A 17511-nucleotide genomic window follows, 5' to 3' on the forward strand; every position below is an offset into this window, starting at 1 on the left:
TCCTGCCGCGTGAATTATTTAGCCTAAAAATGAATGCTTCCGAATGCGTTTTTCCAGTCTTGTTCAAACTTCTCAACAGCTGACTGTACCGCAGGGGTATCGAGCATTTGTTGCGCTACATCTAAAGGAAGGGTGATTGCTTCACAGCCCGCCAACAGACAATCCAGCGCCTGGCGTGGCGTTTTAAAACTGGCGGCCAGCACTTTGCTTTTTGGTGCATGACGTTCCAGTAGCGTCTGTAATTCCTGAACTGTGCGGATACCGTCCCCGCCCTGGGCATCTACGCGGTTGACGTAAGGCGCGACATATTTCGCCCCCGCCAGCGCGGCAAGCAGTCCCTGAGAGGCGCTGTACACGGCGGTGCCCAGAGTGACTATGCCCTCTTTTTTCAACTGCTTGATGGCGACCAGTCCTTCAGAGGTTACCGGGATTTTCACCACAATTCCCGGAACGGCATTGTTCAGACGTTTAGCTTCGTTCACCATTCCTTGCGCATCGCGGCTCATGGTCTGGGCAAACAGAACGCCGTTTTCGCCAATCACCTTTTGCAGACGTGGCAGAACATCCCAGATGGATTCTTTGCTTGCCGCGACAATACTCGGGTTGGTCGTCACCCCGGCGATAGGGAAGATGCGGGCCAGACGTTCGACTTCCGCCACATTGGCGCTATCCAGATACAGTTCCATTTTGCTTCCTCTTAAAGTTCAAGCTCATGTTGCAGCAGGCTGGCAATCGCGTCGGCAGACGCGGCATTCACCAGCGCATTGCGAAATTCTTCGTGCATAATGCGACGGGCCAGGCGCGAGAAGATACGCATGTGCTGGTCCCCCGCAGCGTGTTTGTTGAGCGTGAGCATGATGATGAACTGCGCCTCATCATCTCCCCAGCGGACAGGCGCTTTCAGGCGTGCCACGCTGATAGTGGACTGCTCAATATGTTCAGATTTGCTGTGCGGGATGGCGAAGCTGAATCCCAGCCCGGTAGAGAATACGGCCTCACGCGCCCACAGATCGGCTTCCAGTTTGCGGGGGTAACGGCAGCGGCTGGCGAGCAGCAGATTGTCGGTCATCCCTTTGATCACCTCTTCTTTGCTGCGCCAGTCACTGTCGAGGGTGATGCATTGAGCGGTGACCAGCGGGGCATCCTGCTGCGTCATGCGGAACTGCGCCAGCAGATGTTCCACTTCCAGCGACGTGCGACAGGCCATCGCCTGATTCAGCAATTGTCGGCAGGCTCGACTGTCGAGTTGCGCCATTCGCGCTTTAGCGGCCGGAATGGAGGGGGCGCTCATGCTGATTTCATCCAGCCCCAACCCGACCAGTAATGGCAGAACGGAACCTTTTGCCCCGAGCTCGCCACACAGGCCGATCCATTTCCCCTGACGATGCACCGCCTGCACCGCGAAATCCAGTGCGCGCAGGAAGGCCGGGTTCAGGCTGTTGTAGTGGCGGGTGACTTTGGCGTTATCGCGGTCAACGGCCAACAGGTATTGCGTCAGATCATTGCTACCAATACTAAAGAAATCAATCTCTTCACAGCACTGATCGATGATGAACATCACTGACGGGACTTCCAGCATAATGCCGAGCGGGATCTTCTCATCAAACGGGATCTGCTCATTACGAAGCTGCTGTTTGGCTTCCGCCAGTTTCTCTTTCACCCACAGGATCTCTTCCATCGAGGAGATCATCGGGATCATAATTTTCAGGCTGCCGTGCGCCGATGCGCGCAGGATAGACCGGAGCTGAGTGGTAAACAGCGCGGCGTACTCTTCATAGATACGTACGGCACGATAGCCAAGGAACGGGTTGGCTTCAGCAGGAATATTCAGGTAATCAACGGGTTTATCGCCGCCGATATCCATCGTACGCACAATAATGCTGCGCCCCTGTGCGGACTCCAGCGCCTGGCAGAAAATGTTGTACAGCTCGTTCTCGTCCGGGGCGCTGGCCCGGTCCATATACAGCATTTCGGTGCGGAACAGACCCACCGCCTCCGCGCCGTTGCCAAATGCCGCCTGCGCTTCCACGGAGTGAGCGATATTGGCGGCAACTTCCATACGGATGCCATCGGCCGTGCGCGCTTCCTGGGTCAGCCAGACGCGCTGTTGCTCGCGCAGCGCCTCGTGCACGCGGGCTTCCTGCTGATAGTAGCGGCTGACCGGTTCGTCAGGTGCGACCACCACCGCCCCTGCATTGCCGTCGATATAAACCTCTTGCTGTAGCCACGGGGTTAAGGCGTCAATCGTGACGCCGACCAGGGTGGGGATGTTGAATGAACGAGCAAGAATCACGGTGTGCGAAGTCGTACCGCCGCTTTTCAGCAACAACCCTTTGAGGAACGTTTTGTCCAGTTCCAGGAACTGGCTGGGCGTCAACTCATCCGCCATACAAATGGTGGGCTGGGTCAGTTTTCCCGGTGCCGGAAAGCGTTTTTCACCGTAGATGTGTTGCAGCAACTGGAAACAGACGTCGCGCACGTCCAGCGCGCGTTCCTGCAAATAGCGACTGCTGGAACGGGCAAACTCATCGCAGAAATGGTTGGCGCTGTCGACAATCGCCTGCGCGCAGCTTAAGCCGCGAGAAACGCCAGCCAGCAAATGCTGACGCAAGGAGGTATCGCCTGCCAGCGAGCGGTGGGCTTCCAGAATCGCGCTGGTGGCGCCGTCGCTGTCGAGCAAACGAAACGCAATGTTTTTCACCAGCAGCGTTAAGCCGCGATCCAGCGCCGACTGCTCGCTTTCCACATCGGCTGCCACAGGGAGTTCGCCGAGCGCGTTGAGATCCAGCGAAGAGAGAAGCGTCAGGATGCCGCCCGCGCTGCCAGTGCAAACGCTACGGGCGCGGAAAAGCTGCGGATTCAGGTGAGTCAGTGAAGCCGGTAGCGGTTCTAATTCGCTGTTGCTGACTTCTGCCAGCGGGGCATCGCAGTGGGGGAACTCGTCGCGCAGCCACTGGCTCAGGCGCTGATGGGCATCAGCTTCATCCGCTCCCGTAATCAGCAACTGGCAGTGGTCGCCAGCCAGCGTATCCGTGCCAATCAACGCCAGCGCGCTCTTGGCGTTGCCCTTACGATCGGTTCGCAGGTTGTGCCACTCAATGTGTGAAGTAAAGGTGTTACACAGGGTTTCAACATGGCTTGCCGGACGTGCATGGACGCCATTGGGCAGCTCACAGGTAAATTCCACAATCAGGGCCATTGCCTCTCTCCCATAACAGTTTTCTGCCTACAGCATAAAAGGCCTTGCTTGTTCGCTGCCATGTGACAATTCTGCCAAAAACTGGACAAATGTAATGTAAGGCGAAAAGTGGGAGACAGTTCACAAGTCCTCTCGGTGTCCGTGAATTCTCTTATCCCTCAACTTATGAAGCGGATCGCATTTTTGTACTGACATTACAAAAATCCAGTAAATGGCCTTTTTATCCACTGTCTGCGACCTTGTGGATTGCCTATTGTTTGCCACAACAACGTTATGGACATGGGCAAACACCTGCCCGGGAGCGACTTATGAATGAGTTGGTACAAATCCTGAAAAATACCCGTCAGCATCTGATGACGGGGGTGTCGCATATGATCCCCTTTGTGGTCGCAGGCGGCATATTACTGGCGGTCTCCGTCATGCTGTATGGCAAAGGCGCGGTGCCCGATGCCGCGACCGATCCGAATCTCAAAAAGCTGTTTGACATCGGCGTGGCCGGGCTGACGCTGATGGTGCCTTTCCTGGCGGCGTACATTGGTTATTCCATTGCGGAACGCTCTGCGCTGGCGCCGTGTGCGATTGGCGCCTGGGTAGGCAACAGCTTCGGCGCCGGGTTCTTCGGGGCACTGATTGCCGGGATTATCGGCGGTATTGTCGTGCACTATCTGAAAAAGATTCCGGTCCATAAGGTGTTGCGTTCTGTGATGCCCATCTTCGTGATTCCTATCGTCGGGACCTTTATTACGGCGGGCATCATGATGTGGGGACTGGGCGAACCCGTTGGCGCGCTGACCGCCAGTCTGACCCAGTGGCTGCAAGGCATGCAGCAGGGCAGCATCGTGATGTTGGCAGTGATTATGGGGCTGATGCTGGCCTTTGACATGGGCGGACCGATCAACAAAGTGGCCTACGCCTTCATGCTGATTTGCGTAGCGCAAGGGGTTTACACCGTGGTGGCCATTGCGGCTGTCGGGATCTGCGTACCGCCGCTGGGCTTAGGCCTGGCGACGCTGGTGGGGCGTAAAAACTTCTCTTCTGAGGAGCGCGAAGCCGGTAAAGCGGCGCTGGTGATGGGGTGTGTGGGCGTTACTGAAGGGGCGATTCCTTTCGCTGCTGCTGATCCTCTGCGCGTCATTCCTTCCATCATGCTGGGTTCAGCCTGTGGTGCGGTCACGGCGGCATTGTTCGGCGCTCAGTGTTACGCCGGCTGGGGTGGACTGATTGTTCTACCAGTGGTTGAAGGCAAACTGGGCTATGTCGTCGCGGTGGCGGTGGGTGCGGTGGTTACGGCTGTCTGTGTGAACGTGCTGAAAAGTCTGGCGCGGAAGAATGTCTCTCAGACCGACGAGAAAGAAGACGATCTGGATTTAGATTTTGAAATTAATTAAGTGAGGAGTGGCGTCATGACGAAAATTATTGCAGTAACCGCATGTCCTTCAGGAGTTGCACATACCTATATGGCTGCTGAAGCGCTGGAAAGTGCAGCCAAAGCGAAAGGCTGGGAAGTGAAAGTGGAGACGCAGGGCTCGATTGGTCTGGAAAATGAACTGACACCCGCTGACGTGGCGCAGGCCGATATCGTCATTCTGACCAAGGATATCGGGATCAAATTTGAGGAGCGTTTTGCAGGCAAGACTATCGTACGCGTCAACATCAGCGATGCGGTAAAACGTGCCGACGCGATCATGAATAAGATTGGCGCGCATCTGGTGCAGACAGCGTAACCGTTTTGTTTGCCGGATGGCGGCGTTGCCTTATCCGGCCTACGAATCTGTAGGCCTGATAAGCGTAGCGCCATCAGGCATTCATGCCCACAGGAGTTCCTCATGATTAACCGCATCCACCGCTTAAAAGCGGCACTCTTTCAGAACAGCAGGGAAATTTCGCTTGAGCGTGCAATGCTGTATACCGCCAGTCATCAGCAGACGGAAGGGGAGCCGGTCATTTTACGTCGGGCTAAAGCGACCGCGTATATCCTCGAGCATGTCGCGATTTCGATTCGTGATGAGGAACTGATTGCCGGCAACCGTACCGTTAAACCGCGTGCGGGCATTATGTCGCCGGAGATGGACCCGTACTGGCTGCTCAAAGAGCTGGATCAGTTCCCGACCCGTCCCCAGGACCGTTTCGACATCAGCGAAGACGATAAACGTCTCTATCGTGATGTGCTGTTCCCTTACTGGGAAAAACGCTCGATGAAGGATTTCATCAACGGTCAGATGACGGATGAGGTCAAGGCCGCCGTCAGTACCCAGATTTTTAGCATCAACCAGACGGATAAGGGACAGGGGCATATCATCATTGATTATCCGCGCCTGCTGAATCTCGGACTGGGTGAACTGGTGACGCAGATGCGCACGCACTGCCAGCAGGAGCCGGATAACGCCTTTTATCAGGCGGCGCTGTTGCTGCTGGAAGCATCGCAGCGCCATATTCTGCGCTATGCCGTACTGGCGGAAGAGATGGCTGAACGTTGCCCGGACGCCACTCGTCGCCAGGAGTTGCTGACTATCGCCGCCAACTCGCGGCATAACGTGCAGCATAAGCCGTACACCTTCTGGCAGGCGTGCCAGCTGTTCTGGTACATGAACATCATTCTGCAGTACGAATCCAACGCCAGCTCGCTGTCGCTGGGCCGTTTCGATCAGTACATGCTGCCGTTTTATCAGGCGTCGCTGACGCAGGGAGACGATCCCGCATTCCTGAAAGAGTTGCTCGAATCGCTGTGGGTGAAATGCAACGACATCGTGCTTCTGCGTTCGACCAGCAGCGCGCGTTATTTCGCTGGCTTCCCGACCGGCTATACCGCGCTACTTGGTGGCCTGACGGAGAATGGCCGCAGTGCGGTCAACGTGCTTTCATTCCTCTGTCTGGATGCCTATCAGAGCGTGCAGTTACCCCAGCCGAATCTGGGTGTCCGCACCAACGCGCTGATTGATACGCCGTTTCTGATGAAGACCGCCGAGACTATCCGTCTGGGAACCGGTATTCCGCAGATCTTTAATGACGAAGTGGTGATCCCGGCATTCCTCAACCGGGGTGTCTCACTGGAAGATGCGCGTGATTATGCGGTCGTGGGATGCGTGGAGTTGTCGATTCCGGGCAGAACCTACGGCCTGCATGATATCGCCATGTTCAACCTGTTGAAGGTCATGGAAATTAGCCTGTACGAGAATGAAGGTAATCGCGAGCTGACCTGGGACGGTCTGCTGGCGCATATTCGCGCCAAAATCAGCCACTACATCACGCTGATGGTCGAAGGCAGCAATATTTGCGATATCGGTCATCGCGACTGGGCGCCGGTGCCGTTGCTCTCTTCGTTTATCAGTGATTGTCTGGAGAAGGGATGTGACATCACCGACGGTGGCGCGCGCTATAATTTCTCTGGTGTGCAGGGTATTGGCATTGCCAACCTCAGTGATTCTCTGCATGCGCTGAATGGACTGGTGTTTGATCAGCAGCGCCTCCGTTTTGACGAACTTCTTGCGGTGTTAAAGGCTAACTTTGCCACGCCGGAAGGGGAAAAGATCCGCGCCAGGCTGATCAACCGTTTCCAGAAATACGGTAATGACATTGATGAGGTGGATAACATCAGCGCTGAACTGCTGCGTTATTACTGTAAAGAGGTGGAGAAATATCAGAATCCGCGTGGCGGTCAGTTTACACCGGGCTCGTATACCGTTTCCGCGCATGTGCCGTTGGGAGCAGTGGTCGGGGCGACGCCGGATGGCCGTTTGTCCGGAGAACAGCTGGCGGATGGCGGTCTGTCGCCGATGCTTGGGCAGGATATGCAGGGACCGACGGCGGTGTTGAAATCGGTCAGTAAACTGGATAACACGCTGTTGTCTAACGGGACATTGCTGAACGTGAAGTTCACGCCCGCCACGCTGGAAGGAGAGACAGGATTACGCAAGCTGTGTGATTTCTTGCGTGCCTTTACCCAGCTCAAACTGCAGCATATTCAGTTTAACGTGGTAAATGCCGAAACGCTGCGGGAAGCGCAGTTGCGACCCCAGGATTTCGCCGGGCTGGTGGTACGCGTGGCAGGGTATAGCGCCTTCTTTGTCGAGTTGTCGAAGGAGATTCAGGATGACATCATTCGCCGCACCGCGCATCAGTTGTGAGGTTGTGGAGTCGTGCGGCGAGGAGGTCGCGCGCATCTTCAATATTCAACGGTATTCGCTGAATGACGGTCAGGGGATCCGCACGGTGGTCTTTTTTAAAGGCTGCCCGCACACCTGCCCGTGGTGCGCCAATCCGGAATCGATCTCGCCACGAATTGAAACGGTGCGACGGGAAAGCAAATGCCTGCACTGTACGCCGTGTCTGCGTGATGCCGACGAGTGTCCTTCCGGAGCGTTTGAGCGGATTGGCCGCGATGTCACCCTGGATGAACTGGAACGCGAGGTGATGAAAGATGACGTTTTCTTTCGCACCTCTGGCGGCGGGGTGACGCTATCGGGTGGCGAAGTGCTGATGCAGGCAGGTTTTGCCACCCGGTTCTTACAACGGCTGCGGCGCTGGGGTGTGCATTGTGCAATTGAAACGGCAGGCGATGCCCCCGCCCGTCGGCTGCTTCCGCTGGCGAAAGCGTGTGATGAAGTGCTGTTCGATTTAAAGATCATGGAGCCTGAACGGGCCCGTGAGATTGTGGCGATAAATATGCCGCGTGTGGTGGCGAATTTGCGAATGCTGGTGGCGGAGGGCGTAAACGTGATCCCCCGTTTGCCGCTGATCCCCGGCTACACGCTCACGCATGAGAATATGCAGCGCGCGCTGACGTTGCTGTTATCGCTTGGTATAAAGCAACTGCACCTGCTACCGTTTCATCTGTATGGTGAACCGAAATATCGGTTGCTTGGGCAGCAATGGGTAATGAAGGATGTTCCTGCGCCAACGGAACAGGTTATTGCCCAAATGCGTGAGATGGCGGAGAACGCGGGCTTTCAGGTCACAACAGGAGGTTAATATGTCCGTTTCAACAGGGCGATTTCTGGTCGCGGTGACGGCCTGCGTAAGCGGTGTGGCCCATACCTACATGGCGGCTGAACGGCTGGAGAAGTTGTGCCAGCAGGAAAAGTGGACCATCAAGATTGAAACGCAGGGGGCGCTCGGTACGGAAAATCACTTAACCGAAGAGGATATCCGTCGGGCGGATGCCGTGTTGCTGATTACCGATATCGAACTGGCGGGCGCGGAGCGTTTTACCCAATGCCGTTATGTTCAGTCCGGGATTAACGCCTTTCTACGCGAACCGCAGCGTGTGATGAGCGCTGTGCGTAAGTTGCTTTCCGCTCCGCAATATACCCATCTTATTCTGGAGTAATCTGCTTTTCCGTTAGCTGGCTGTGATACTGACGACGATATTCTGACGGCGAGCGTTCGGTATTTTTACGAAACAGGCGGCAAAAGTAGTTACTGTCCACAAATCCGCAGGTGTGCGCGACTTCTTTCACTTTTAAGTCGTAGCCTTTCAACAAGGTTTTTGCGTGTTCCAGTCGCGTATGGTTCAGGTATTCGTTAAAGCCAACAGCCCCTGTTTTTTGAAACAGATGCGAGAGATAGTTTGGCGAGATATAGAACGCCTGCGCCACCGATTCCCGGGTGAGCGGTGAGGCGTAACGCTCGTCAATGTAGTCACGGATAGCCTCAAACAGCGCCTGGCTGCGTGAGGCGGTTTGGATCTGGCTGCCGAGCAGGTCGCGACAGTGGCTGAGCAGACTGGCGACAATCAACCGCGCCGTTTGCTGCTCTTGTGGTTGCATCTGCATTTCATTGAGCGTCTGCAACAGAAAGGAGCCAATACGCGGGCCGCGACGCGCCACGTGTTGTTTGACCAGATTCTGGTACGTCTTTCCATCCCATTGCACCACGCTGAATCCCAGCTGTTGTTTGCCGAACAGAATACTGAGCGTGATGACCGGCACCTGCCACTGCGGAAGATTCCAGCCGCCAGCGGGCACATAAAGGACATCACACGGGGTGAGCGTGTCGGTAAGGCTGGCGTCGGACAGTTCACCTTCCAGCACGATTTCCAGACGGGGAAAATCGACCTGATACGCCAGCTCCGGGATGGGGGTGAGCGTACTGGCAAAGAAAATCTGGCGCAGCGGCGCGGGGCCATGAATCAGGCGGGATAGAAGATGGCTGACGTCTTGATACATGATGATCCCTTGCGTTGCGCAGACAGGGAAACAGTAACCGCCAGGGGGAAAAAAGGCCACCCTAAAAAGCGTGGCCTGCTGAATGACTTACTGATTTCCGACCTGATCGCCATACGGCAGAGTGTCGTAATCAATCAGCGCATTTTTCTTGTACGGGTTACCAATCCAGCGCGTGGTTTCTTTGAACTGCGGGCTGGTGATGGAACGCGTCGGATCGAAACCGTCGTAGGTCAGACCGGCTAAGTCGGACCAGGTGTGGATCAGTTCCGAGCTGCTGTACTTACGATTCACATCCTGTGATAAATCACGCGGATGCGCGGCCTGCCATTTCTCGGACGTCCACAACAGGAACGGCACGGTATACATGTGGCGCGTCGGGTTGTCCTCGTTACGACCCTGCGTTTTATGCGGCGGGGTGTCATACACCTCTTCACCGTGGTCGGAGAAATAGAGCAGGAAGCCGTTCGGATCAGTCGCTTTATAATCCTTAATCAGGCTCGCGACGACTTTGTCGTTATACAGGTTGGCGTTGTCGTAATCGTTATACGATTCCAGCTCTTCTGCGCTCAGGCCTGGCGGGACATGGTCGGTACTGCCGTCAAACTTGCCCTGGTCTTCCGGGTAACGGAATTTGTACTTAATGTGCGTGCCCAGCAAATGCACGATGATGAACTTTTTCGGTGCCGGGTCAGCCATGATTTTCTTAAATGGCGTCAGCACATTAGTGTCATATTCGCGCGCGCTTTGCGTCCGCTGCTGGTTCATATAGAACTGCTCGTCGGTCTGCTTAGAGAAAACCGTCAGCATGGTGTTACGGGCGGTCATCGTCTGCTGGTTTGTGATCCAGTAGGTCTTATACCCCGCCTGTTTCATCATGTTCATCAGCGACGGTTTTGTCAGATACAGGTCCGGGTTCTTCTCGTTCGCGAAGGTCAGCGCCTGTTGCAAGATTTCGATCGTGTAAGGGCGTGAGGTCACGACGTTATTAAACACGGTCAGATTCGGATCTGACTGATGCAAGGCGTCCAGTTCCGGCGTGGTTTCACGCGGATAACCATACAGACTCATGCGGCCACGTTGGGTGGATTCGCCAATCACCAACACCAGCGTGCGCGGCGCGTCGCCGGACGTATCTTTAAAATTGCTCAGCGGAGGCAGAGCGTGGTTCTGACTTAGCAAGTTGTTGAGTGAGGTCAACTGGCGCTGATACTGGTAGTAACCAATGACAAACTGCCATGGCGCCGCCGGCTCCATACGCGAGGAGAGACCGCTTAGCGTCTTCTCATACGGGGAGTCGCCAAACGCAGAACGAACCACAAACGGGTTCAGGATCAACCCATACAGCAACGCAAAAGAGACGAGCCAACGCCAGCGTCCGGGGATATAGACCGGGCGCAGTCGTGTCCAGAGAAACACGGCGACAACGGTATAAGCCAGCGCAATGGCAATAATCTTCAGGCTGAAGTATTGGCTCAGATATTCGCTGGCTTCGTTGGCGTTGGTCTCAAACATCACAAACAGGACGCTTTGCGAAAACTCTTGTCCGTAGATGACAAAATAGCAGAGCGTGGCCAGCGACGTAGCCCACAACACGATCCCCACCACCGCAGCAATAATGCGGGTCCGACTCGGGAACAGGAAAATCGGGATCAGCCAAAGGGAACTGTAAAGCAACGAGTCACGCAGTCCGTTGGTACCGCTGAAACCCGTAATTAAAATAATGGCCTGTAATAAGGTGGAGAAAAACCAAAAATAAAGAAGCGCCCAGCCAAGGGCTTTCCAGCTAAATGATGGCGTAGACTGGAGGGTTGTGGATTGCATATTGTCAGCCTGTCTTTAAACGTGGTGCCAAACGTAGCGACTAAACCTTAAGAGAATCTGAAGCACAGGCGCAAAGGCGCACGTTGCTCTGAAAAATCTCACGGCGGAAAAAACAGACAGAAATATAGTGAATGTGCGGGGGTTATGACAGAAATATTTCAGCCCCCTCGCGCGCAATAGCACGCGAGGGGGGAGAGGGTAAAATTAGCCGGTATTACGCATACCTGCTGCTACGCCGGCGATGGTGACCATCAGCGCTTGTTCAACGCGAGGATCGGGCTCTTTGCCCTGTTGTTCCGTCAGTCGTGAGCGGTGTAACAGCTCAGCCTGCAGGACGTTCAGCGGGTCGGTGTAGATATTACGTAACTGGATAGACTCGGCAATCCACGGGAGATCGGCCATCAGATGCGAATCGTTGGCAATCGCCAGCACCACTTTGATGTCCTCTTCCAGCAGTTCGCGCAGCTCTTTGCCCAGCGGCCACAGCTCTTTCGCGACCAGGCGATGATCGTAGTATTCCGCCAGCCACAGGTCCGCTTTCGAGAACACCATTTCCAGCATGCCGAGTCGCGTGGAGAAGAACGGCCAGTCGCGGCACATCGCTTCCAGTTCGCTCTGCTTACCATCTTCAACCACTTTCTGCAGCGCGGTACCGGCTCCCAGCCAGGCGGGTAGCATCAGGCGGTTTTGCGTCCAGGCGAAGATCCACGGAATGGCGCGCAGAGATTCCACACCACCGGTCGGGCGACGTTTCGCCGGACGCGAGCCGAGCGGCAGTTTGCCCAGTTCCTGTTCCGGCGTTGCGGAGCGGAAGTACGGGACAAAGTCTTTATTTTCACGCACGTAGCCACGGTACAAGTCACAGGAGATGACCGAAAGTTCGTCCATGATATGGCGCCAGTCGTCTTTCGGCTCCGGCGGCGGCAGCAGGTTCGCTTCCAGAATGGCGCTGGTGTACAGCGACAGGCTGCTGACGGTGACTTCCGGTAGACCGTATTTGAAACGGATCATCTCGCCCTGTTCGGTCACGCGCAGACCGCCTTTCAGGCTGCCCGGTGGTTGTGAAAGCAGAGCGGCATGGGCCGGTGCGCCCCCGCGACCGATGGAACCGCCGCGACCATGGAAAAGCGTCAGTTCGATACCGGCTTTCTCGCAGGTTTTGATCAACGCATCCTGCGCCTGATACTGCGCCCAGGAGGCCGCCATTACCCCGGCATCTTTTGCCGAGTCGGAATAGCCAATCATCACCATCTGTTTGCCCTGAATCAGACCGCGATACCAGTCGATGTTCAGCAGTTGGGTCATGACATCGTCGGCGTTGTTCAGGTCGTCGAGGGTTTCAAACAGCGGGGCCACCGGCATGGCAAAGCCAATTCCGGCTTCTTTCAACAGCAGATGCACGGCCAGCACGTCAGACGGCGTTTTTGCCATTGAGATGACGTAGGCGGCAATGGAACCTTTCGGCGCTTCGGCGATGACTTTACAGGTGTCGAGCACTTCACGAGTATCATTACTCGGCTCCCAGTTGCGCGGTAGCAGCGGGCGTTTGGAGTTCAGCTCACGGATCAGGAAGGCCTGTTTGTCCGCTTCTGACCAGCTTTCGTAATCCCCAATGCCGAGGTAGCGGGTCAGTTCACCCAGCGCTTCGGTGTGGCGGGTACTTTCCTGGCGGATATCAATACGCACCAGCGGGACGCCAAAACATTTCACGCGACGGAGGGTGTCGAGCAGTTCACCGTTGGCGATAATACCCATACCGCAGGCTTGCAGCGACCGGTAGCAGGCGTACAGCGGCTCCCACAGCTGTTCGTTTTGCGTCAGCAGACCTGCCGGTTTCGGCAGCTTCTCGCCTTTCAGACGCGCTTCCAGCCAGGCCTGAGTTGCCATCAGGCGCGCGCGCAGGTTTTTCATCAGATAGCGATAAGGCTCTGATGCGCCTTCTTCGCCGACCATCGCTAACAGCTCCGGCGTGGCATCGACCATCGACAGCTCGGAAACCAGAACATGAATATCTTTCAGGAACAGGTCGGTCGCTTTCCAGCGGCTCAGCAGCAGAACGTGGCGAGTGATATCCGCGGTCACATTCGGGTTGCCGTCACGGTCGCCGCCCATCCATGAGGTGAAACGTACGGGAACGAAATCAACGGGTAACTGGTAGCCCAGATTATCTTCCAGCTGTTCGTTCAGTTCGCGTAAATAGTTCGGTACGCCCTGCCACAGGCTGTTCTCGACCACCGCGAAGCCCCATTTGGCTTCATCAACCGGACTCGGGCGCAGCTTACGAATTTCGTCGGTGTGCCAGGACTGTGCAATCAGCTGGCGCAGACGGCGCATCAGCTGGTGGCGTTCGTATTCAACGATATCTTTGTTATCGAGCTGTTTCAGACAGGCGTTGATTTCGCCCATTTTGTGGATCAGCGTGCGACGGGTAATTTCCGTCGGATGTGCGGTCAGCACCAGTTCCAGAGACAACGACTCCACCGCTTTTTTGATGATGGCGTCGTTCAGGTCCGGCTGGCTTTTCAGTTTACGCAGGGTGCGGGCAATCACTTCCGGGTTGCTAGCGCCTTCGCCTTTTGGCGAACTGCTGTGATATTGCTCGGCGGTGTTGGCCAGGTTCAGGAACTGGCTAAACGCGCGTGCGACCGGCAGCAGCTCGTCATTCGACAGATTTTGTAACGTGGTGAGCAACTCCTGGCGATGAGCTTCATTGCCAGCGCGTGAGGATTTAGACAGCTTACGGATTGTTTCTACGCGATCAAGAATGTTCTCTCCCAGCGCATCCTTGATGGTTTCTCCCAGCACTTTGCCGAGCATACTGACATTACTACGCAACGCGGAATATTGTTCGTTCATATTAACCCAGACACCCCATCTTTAATCTATGAGTCCTGTATCTTTCGCGCCACAGCGGCGTTGGCTGCGCTCGCCCACCCAGGTCACTTACTTATGTAAGCTCTCAGGGATGGGCTCGTTTGCCGCCTTGCTGTGACACGGAATCTTTCGGACTTTGTTTATTAGTCGTCTTTTATAAAGCCACGTAAAATCCGTGACGTCAATTGCGGCGAAATCGGTTCAGCAAACGAATAAATGGCGGCTAATTTACGAAAGTTAATTCACATCCTGCCAGATAAGAAATGCTTATAGGAATGTGAAAATGCATTGCCGGATGACGCTGCGCGTATCCGGCCTACAATCGGAGGTAGGCCGGGAAAGCGGGCAGTTCGATCAGTGCCAGCAGAAGTGGTGCACAACCTGAGTAATTAATTCCCGGGTTGGCTTAATAAAACGCGTCTCGAGATACTCGTCGGGCTGGTGCGCCTGATTGATTGAACCCGGTCCCAACACCAGCGTCGGACACAGGGTCTGAATAAACGGCGCTTCGGTGCAGTAGTTCACCACATCGGTTTTTTCGCCCAGCAGTTTCTCCACCACCTCGACAAGCTGGTGGTCCGGCGGACATTCGTAGCCAGGGATAGGCGGATGGAGTTCGGAAACGGTCAGCCGACCCGGCCAGCGCTCGCTTACCGGCGCCAGAGCCTCCGTCAGCAGGCCATCCAGATCGCCCAGCGTCATTCCCGGCAGCGGGCGGATATCCATATGCAGTTCACAGCAGGCGCAAATTCGGTTCGATGCATCGCCACCGTGCAGACTGCCCAGATTCAGGGTGGGGTACGGCACGGTGAAAGCATCGTAGTGATAACGCTCTTTCAGGGTGTCGCGCAGTTGCATAATGCGGCCAATCGCGTCATGCATCAGTTCGATGGCGTTCACGCCGCGCGCCGGATCGCTGGAGTGACCGGACTGGCCCATCACCCGTACTGCCGTCGAGATATGACCTTTGTGAGCGCGAATCGGCTGTAGCGACGTGGGCTCACCGATGATCGCGCAATCAGGACGAATTGACGCGTTTTCCGAGAAGTAACGCGCCCCCGCCATACTGGTCTCTTCATCTGCCGTCGCCAGGATGTAGAGCGGTTTTTTCAGTTGTGTCACATCGACGTCGCGAAGCGCGTCGAGAATAAAAGCGAAGAAGCCCTTCATATCTGCGGTACCCAGACCATAGAGCTTATTGTCATGTTCGGTGAGGGTGAAGGGATCGCGCGTCCAGCGCCCATCGTCAAACGGTACGGTGTCGGTATGACCCGTGAGCAGTAAGCCGCCTGCTCCTTGTCCGGTACTGGCCAGCAGATTGAATTTATTGCGGGTTCCCGGGACCGGTTGAATCTCAACGTTGAAACCGAGATCGCTGAACCAACCCGCCAGCAGATTGATTAAAGACTCATTGCTCTGATCCAGCGCTTCTTCGGTAGCGCTGATGGACGGCGTGGCAATCAGCGCGCGGTAGATCTCGATAAATGGCGGTAAGTTCATTTTCATTGTTGACACACCTTAGGTCGTGATAGTATCAATATTCATGCAATAAATGTGCATAAAAATACATTAACGTTGAGCATAAAGGAACCTGATGTTGAATACGCTGATTGTAGGCGCTAGCGGTTATGCGGGCGCAGAGCTTGTAAGCTACGTGAATCGCCACCCTCATATGACCATAACCGCTTTGACCGTCTCAGCGCAAAGCAATGATGCGGGAAAGTTAATTTCTGATTTGCATCCACAGCTTAAAGGCATTGTCGATCTGCCGTTGCAGCCGATGTCCGATATCAGCGAGTTTACCGATGGCGTGGATGTGGTGTTTCTAGCCACCGCCCACGAAGTCAGCCATGACCTGGCGCCGCAATTTTTGGCTGCGGGTTGCGTGGTCTTCGACCTTTCCGGTGCCTTTCGTGTGAACGATGCCGGGTTTTATGAAAAATACTATGGCTTCACCCATCAGCATCCTGACCTGCTTGAACAAGCGGTTTACGGTCTGGCGGAGTGGAGCGCCGACAAACTGAAAGAGGCGAATCTGATTGCGGTGCCCGGGTGTTATCCCACGGCGGCGCAACTTTCTTTGAAACCCCTGATTGATGCCGGACTGCTGGATTTGGCGCAATGGCCAGTGATTAATGCGACCAGCGGAGTGAGCGGAGCGGGACGTAAAGCGGCGTTGTCTAACAGCTTCTGCGAAGTGAGCCTGCAACCGTATGGTGTGTTTACCCATCGTCATCAGCCGGAGATCGCCACCCATCTGGGGACGGACGTGATTTTCACCCCGCATCTGGGCAATTTCCCGCGCGGGATCCTGGAAACGATCGCTTGTCGGCTGCAGCCGGGCGTGACCGCTGCGCAGGTCGCACAGGTTTTACAGCAGGCGTATGCGGATAAACCGCTGGTGCGTCTGTATGACAAAGGCGTTCCGGCGCTGAAGAATGTTGTTGGGTTGCCGTTCTGCGATATTGGTTTTGCCGTGCAGGGTGAACATTTGATTGTAGTGGCAACCGAAGATAATTTGTTGAAAGGCGCCGCCGCACAGGCAGTGCAGTGCGCCAATATCCGTTTCGGCTTTGCTGAAACGCAGTCTCTTATTTAAGGGTGCAATGATGAGTCCATTAATTATCAAGCTGGGTGGCGTATTACTGGATAGCGAAGAGGCGCTGGAGCGTCTTTTTACCGCGCTGGTGAACTATCGTGAGTCGCATCAGCGTCCGCTGGTCATTGTCCATGGCGGCGGTTGTGTCGTCGATGAGTTGATGAAAGGGCTCAACCTGCCGGTGAAAAAGAAAAACGGCCTGCGTGTGACGCCTGCTGACCAGATCGACATCATCACCGGCGCGCTGGCGGGAACGGCGAACAAAACGCTGCTGGCCTGGGCGAAAAAACACCACATCGCCTCCGTAGGTCTGTATCTTGGCGATGGCGATAGCGTAAAAGTGACCCAGCTCGATGAAGAGCTTGGTCATGTTGGACTGGCGCAGCCGGGTTCGCCTACGCTGATTAACACGCTGCTGGAAAATGGTTTTCTGCCGGTCGTCAGCTCGATTGGGGTGACGGAAGAAGGGCAGTTGATGAACGTGAACGCGGACCAGGCGGCGACGGCGCTGGCGGCGACGCTGGGCGCGGATCTGATCCTGCTCTCCGACGTGAGTGGTATTCTCGACGGTAAAGGTCAGCGCATTGCTGAAATGACCGCCGCGAAAGCGGAACAGCTGATCGACCAGGGCATTATTACCGATGGCATGATTGTGAAGGTGAATGCTGCGCTGGATGCCGCACGCACGCTGGGTCGTCCGGTGGATATCGCCTCCTGGCGTCATGCCGAGCAGCTCCCGGCGCTGTTCAACGGTACGCCGATTGGTACGCGTATTCTGGCTTAACTATTAATGTGCCGGATGGCGGCTTCGCCCTATCCGGCCTACGTGAACACAACCTGTAGGCCGGATTAGC

General features: G+C 55.5%; 13 protein-coding genes. 7 read left to right on the plus strand and 6 right to left on the minus strand.

Annotated features, from left to right (window positions below; all coding sequences use genetic code 11):
- Positions 1 to 23: 23 nt before the first annotated feature.
- A complete protein-coding gene (fsa, locus tag WM46_RS20940) occupies positions 24 to 686 on the minus strand; it encodes a fructose-6-phosphate aldolase (RefSeq protein ID WP_102603219.1) in 663 nt (220 codons plus the stop codon).
- A gap of 11 nt (positions 687 to 697) precedes the next feature.
- Positions 698 to 3199, minus strand: a complete 2502-nt coding sequence (gene ptsP / locus WM46_RS20945; protein WP_102603220.1) for a phosphoenolpyruvate--protein phosphotransferase — start codon at positions 3197 to 3199, stop codon at positions 698 to 700.
- A gap of 308 nt (positions 3200 to 3507) precedes the next feature.
- Between ptsP and WM46_RS20950 the strand changes: the two genes are divergently transcribed.
- The 5 genes from WM46_RS20950 to WM46_RS20970 all read left to right on the plus strand — a co-directional run bounded on the left by WM46_RS20950 (position 3508) and on the right by WM46_RS20970 (position 8525).
- The gene (locus tag WM46_RS20950; protein WP_061075654.1) at positions 3508 to 4587 is read left to right on the plus strand and encodes a PTS fructose transporter subunit EIIC; all 1080 of its coding nucleotides are present in this window, start codon (positions 3508 to 3510) and stop codon (positions 4585 to 4587) included.
- Between the two features lie 15 nt (positions 4588 to 4602).
- Positions 4603 to 4923: a PTS fructose-like transporter subunit IIB gene (locus WM46_RS20955; protein WP_102603221.1), complete on the plus strand. Its 321-nt coding sequence runs from the start codon at positions 4603 to 4605 to the stop codon at positions 4921 to 4923.
- 102 nt (positions 4924 to 5025) lie between these two features.
- Positions 5026 to 7323 carry a formate C-acetyltransferase gene (locus tag WM46_RS20960; RefSeq protein WP_102603222.1) on the plus strand — a complete coding sequence of 766 codons (2298 nt, stop codon included), beginning with the start codon at positions 5026 to 5028 and terminating at the stop codon, positions 7321 to 7323.
- Positions 7289 to 8167 (plus strand): [formate-C-acetyltransferase]-activating enzyme, encoded by an 879-nt coding sequence (locus WM46_RS20965; RefSeq protein WP_102603223.1) that lies wholly within the window; start codon positions 7289 to 7291, stop codon positions 8165 to 8167. The genes WM46_RS20960 and WM46_RS20965 overlap by 35 nt, the downstream gene beginning before the upstream one ends.
- 1 nt (position 8168) lies before the next feature.
- Positions 8169 to 8525: a PTS fructose-like transporter subunit IIB gene (locus WM46_RS20970; protein ID WP_061075650.1), complete on the plus strand. Its 357-nt coding sequence runs from the start codon at positions 8169 to 8171 to the stop codon at positions 8523 to 8525.
- Here WM46_RS20970 and WM46_RS20975 read toward each other — a convergent pair.
- The 4 genes from WM46_RS20975 to argE all read right to left on the minus strand — a co-directional run bounded on the left by WM46_RS20975 (position 8512) and on the right by argE (position 15564).
- Positions 8512 to 9363 carry a helix-turn-helix transcriptional regulator gene (locus tag WM46_RS20975; protein ID WP_102603224.1) on the minus strand — a complete coding sequence of 284 codons (852 nt, stop codon included), beginning with the start codon at positions 9361 to 9363 and terminating at the stop codon, positions 8512 to 8514. The two genes, WM46_RS20970 and WM46_RS20975, sit on opposite strands and share 14 nt — an antisense overlap.
- Before the next feature lie 87 nt (positions 9364 to 9450).
- Positions 9451 to 11184, minus strand: a complete 1734-nt coding sequence (locus tag WM46_RS20980; protein WP_102603225.1) for a phosphoethanolamine transferase CptA — start codon at positions 11182 to 11184, stop codon at positions 9451 to 9453.
- Between the two features lie 204 nt (positions 11185 to 11388).
- Positions 11389 to 14040 (minus strand): phosphoenolpyruvate carboxylase, encoded by a 2652-nt coding sequence (ppc, locus tag WM46_RS20985; RefSeq protein WP_102603226.1) that lies wholly within the window; start codon positions 14038 to 14040, stop codon positions 11389 to 11391.
- Between the two features lie 372 nt (positions 14041 to 14412).
- A complete protein-coding gene (gene argE / locus WM46_RS20990; protein ID WP_061075646.1) occupies positions 14413 to 15564 on the minus strand; it encodes an acetylornithine deacetylase in 1152 nt (383 codons plus the stop codon).
- Between the two features lie 88 nt (positions 15565 to 15652).
- Here argE and argC point away from each other — a divergent pair, with 88 nt between their 5' ends.
- Together argC and argB are read left to right on the plus strand one after the other, a co-directional pair.
- On the plus strand, positions 15653 to 16657 hold the full coding sequence (gene argC / locus WM46_RS20995; RefSeq protein WP_102603227.1) for an N-acetyl-gamma-glutamyl-phosphate reductase: 1005 nt from the start codon (positions 15653 to 15655) through the stop codon (positions 16655 to 16657).
- Positions 16658 to 16664: 7 nt separating this feature from the next.
- Complete coding sequence (argB, locus tag WM46_RS21000) at positions 16665 to 17441, plus strand: acetylglutamate kinase (protein WP_086512777.1); 777 nt, start codon at positions 16665 to 16667, stop codon at positions 17439 to 17441.
- Positions 17442 to 17511: the final 70 nt, after the last annotated feature.

This window comes from Citrobacter freundii complex sp. CFNIH2 (genome assembly GCF_002880615.1).
Taxonomy (GTDB): domain Bacteria; phylum Pseudomonadota; class Gammaproteobacteria; order Enterobacterales; family Enterobacteriaceae; genus Citrobacter_A; species Citrobacter_A amalonaticus_F.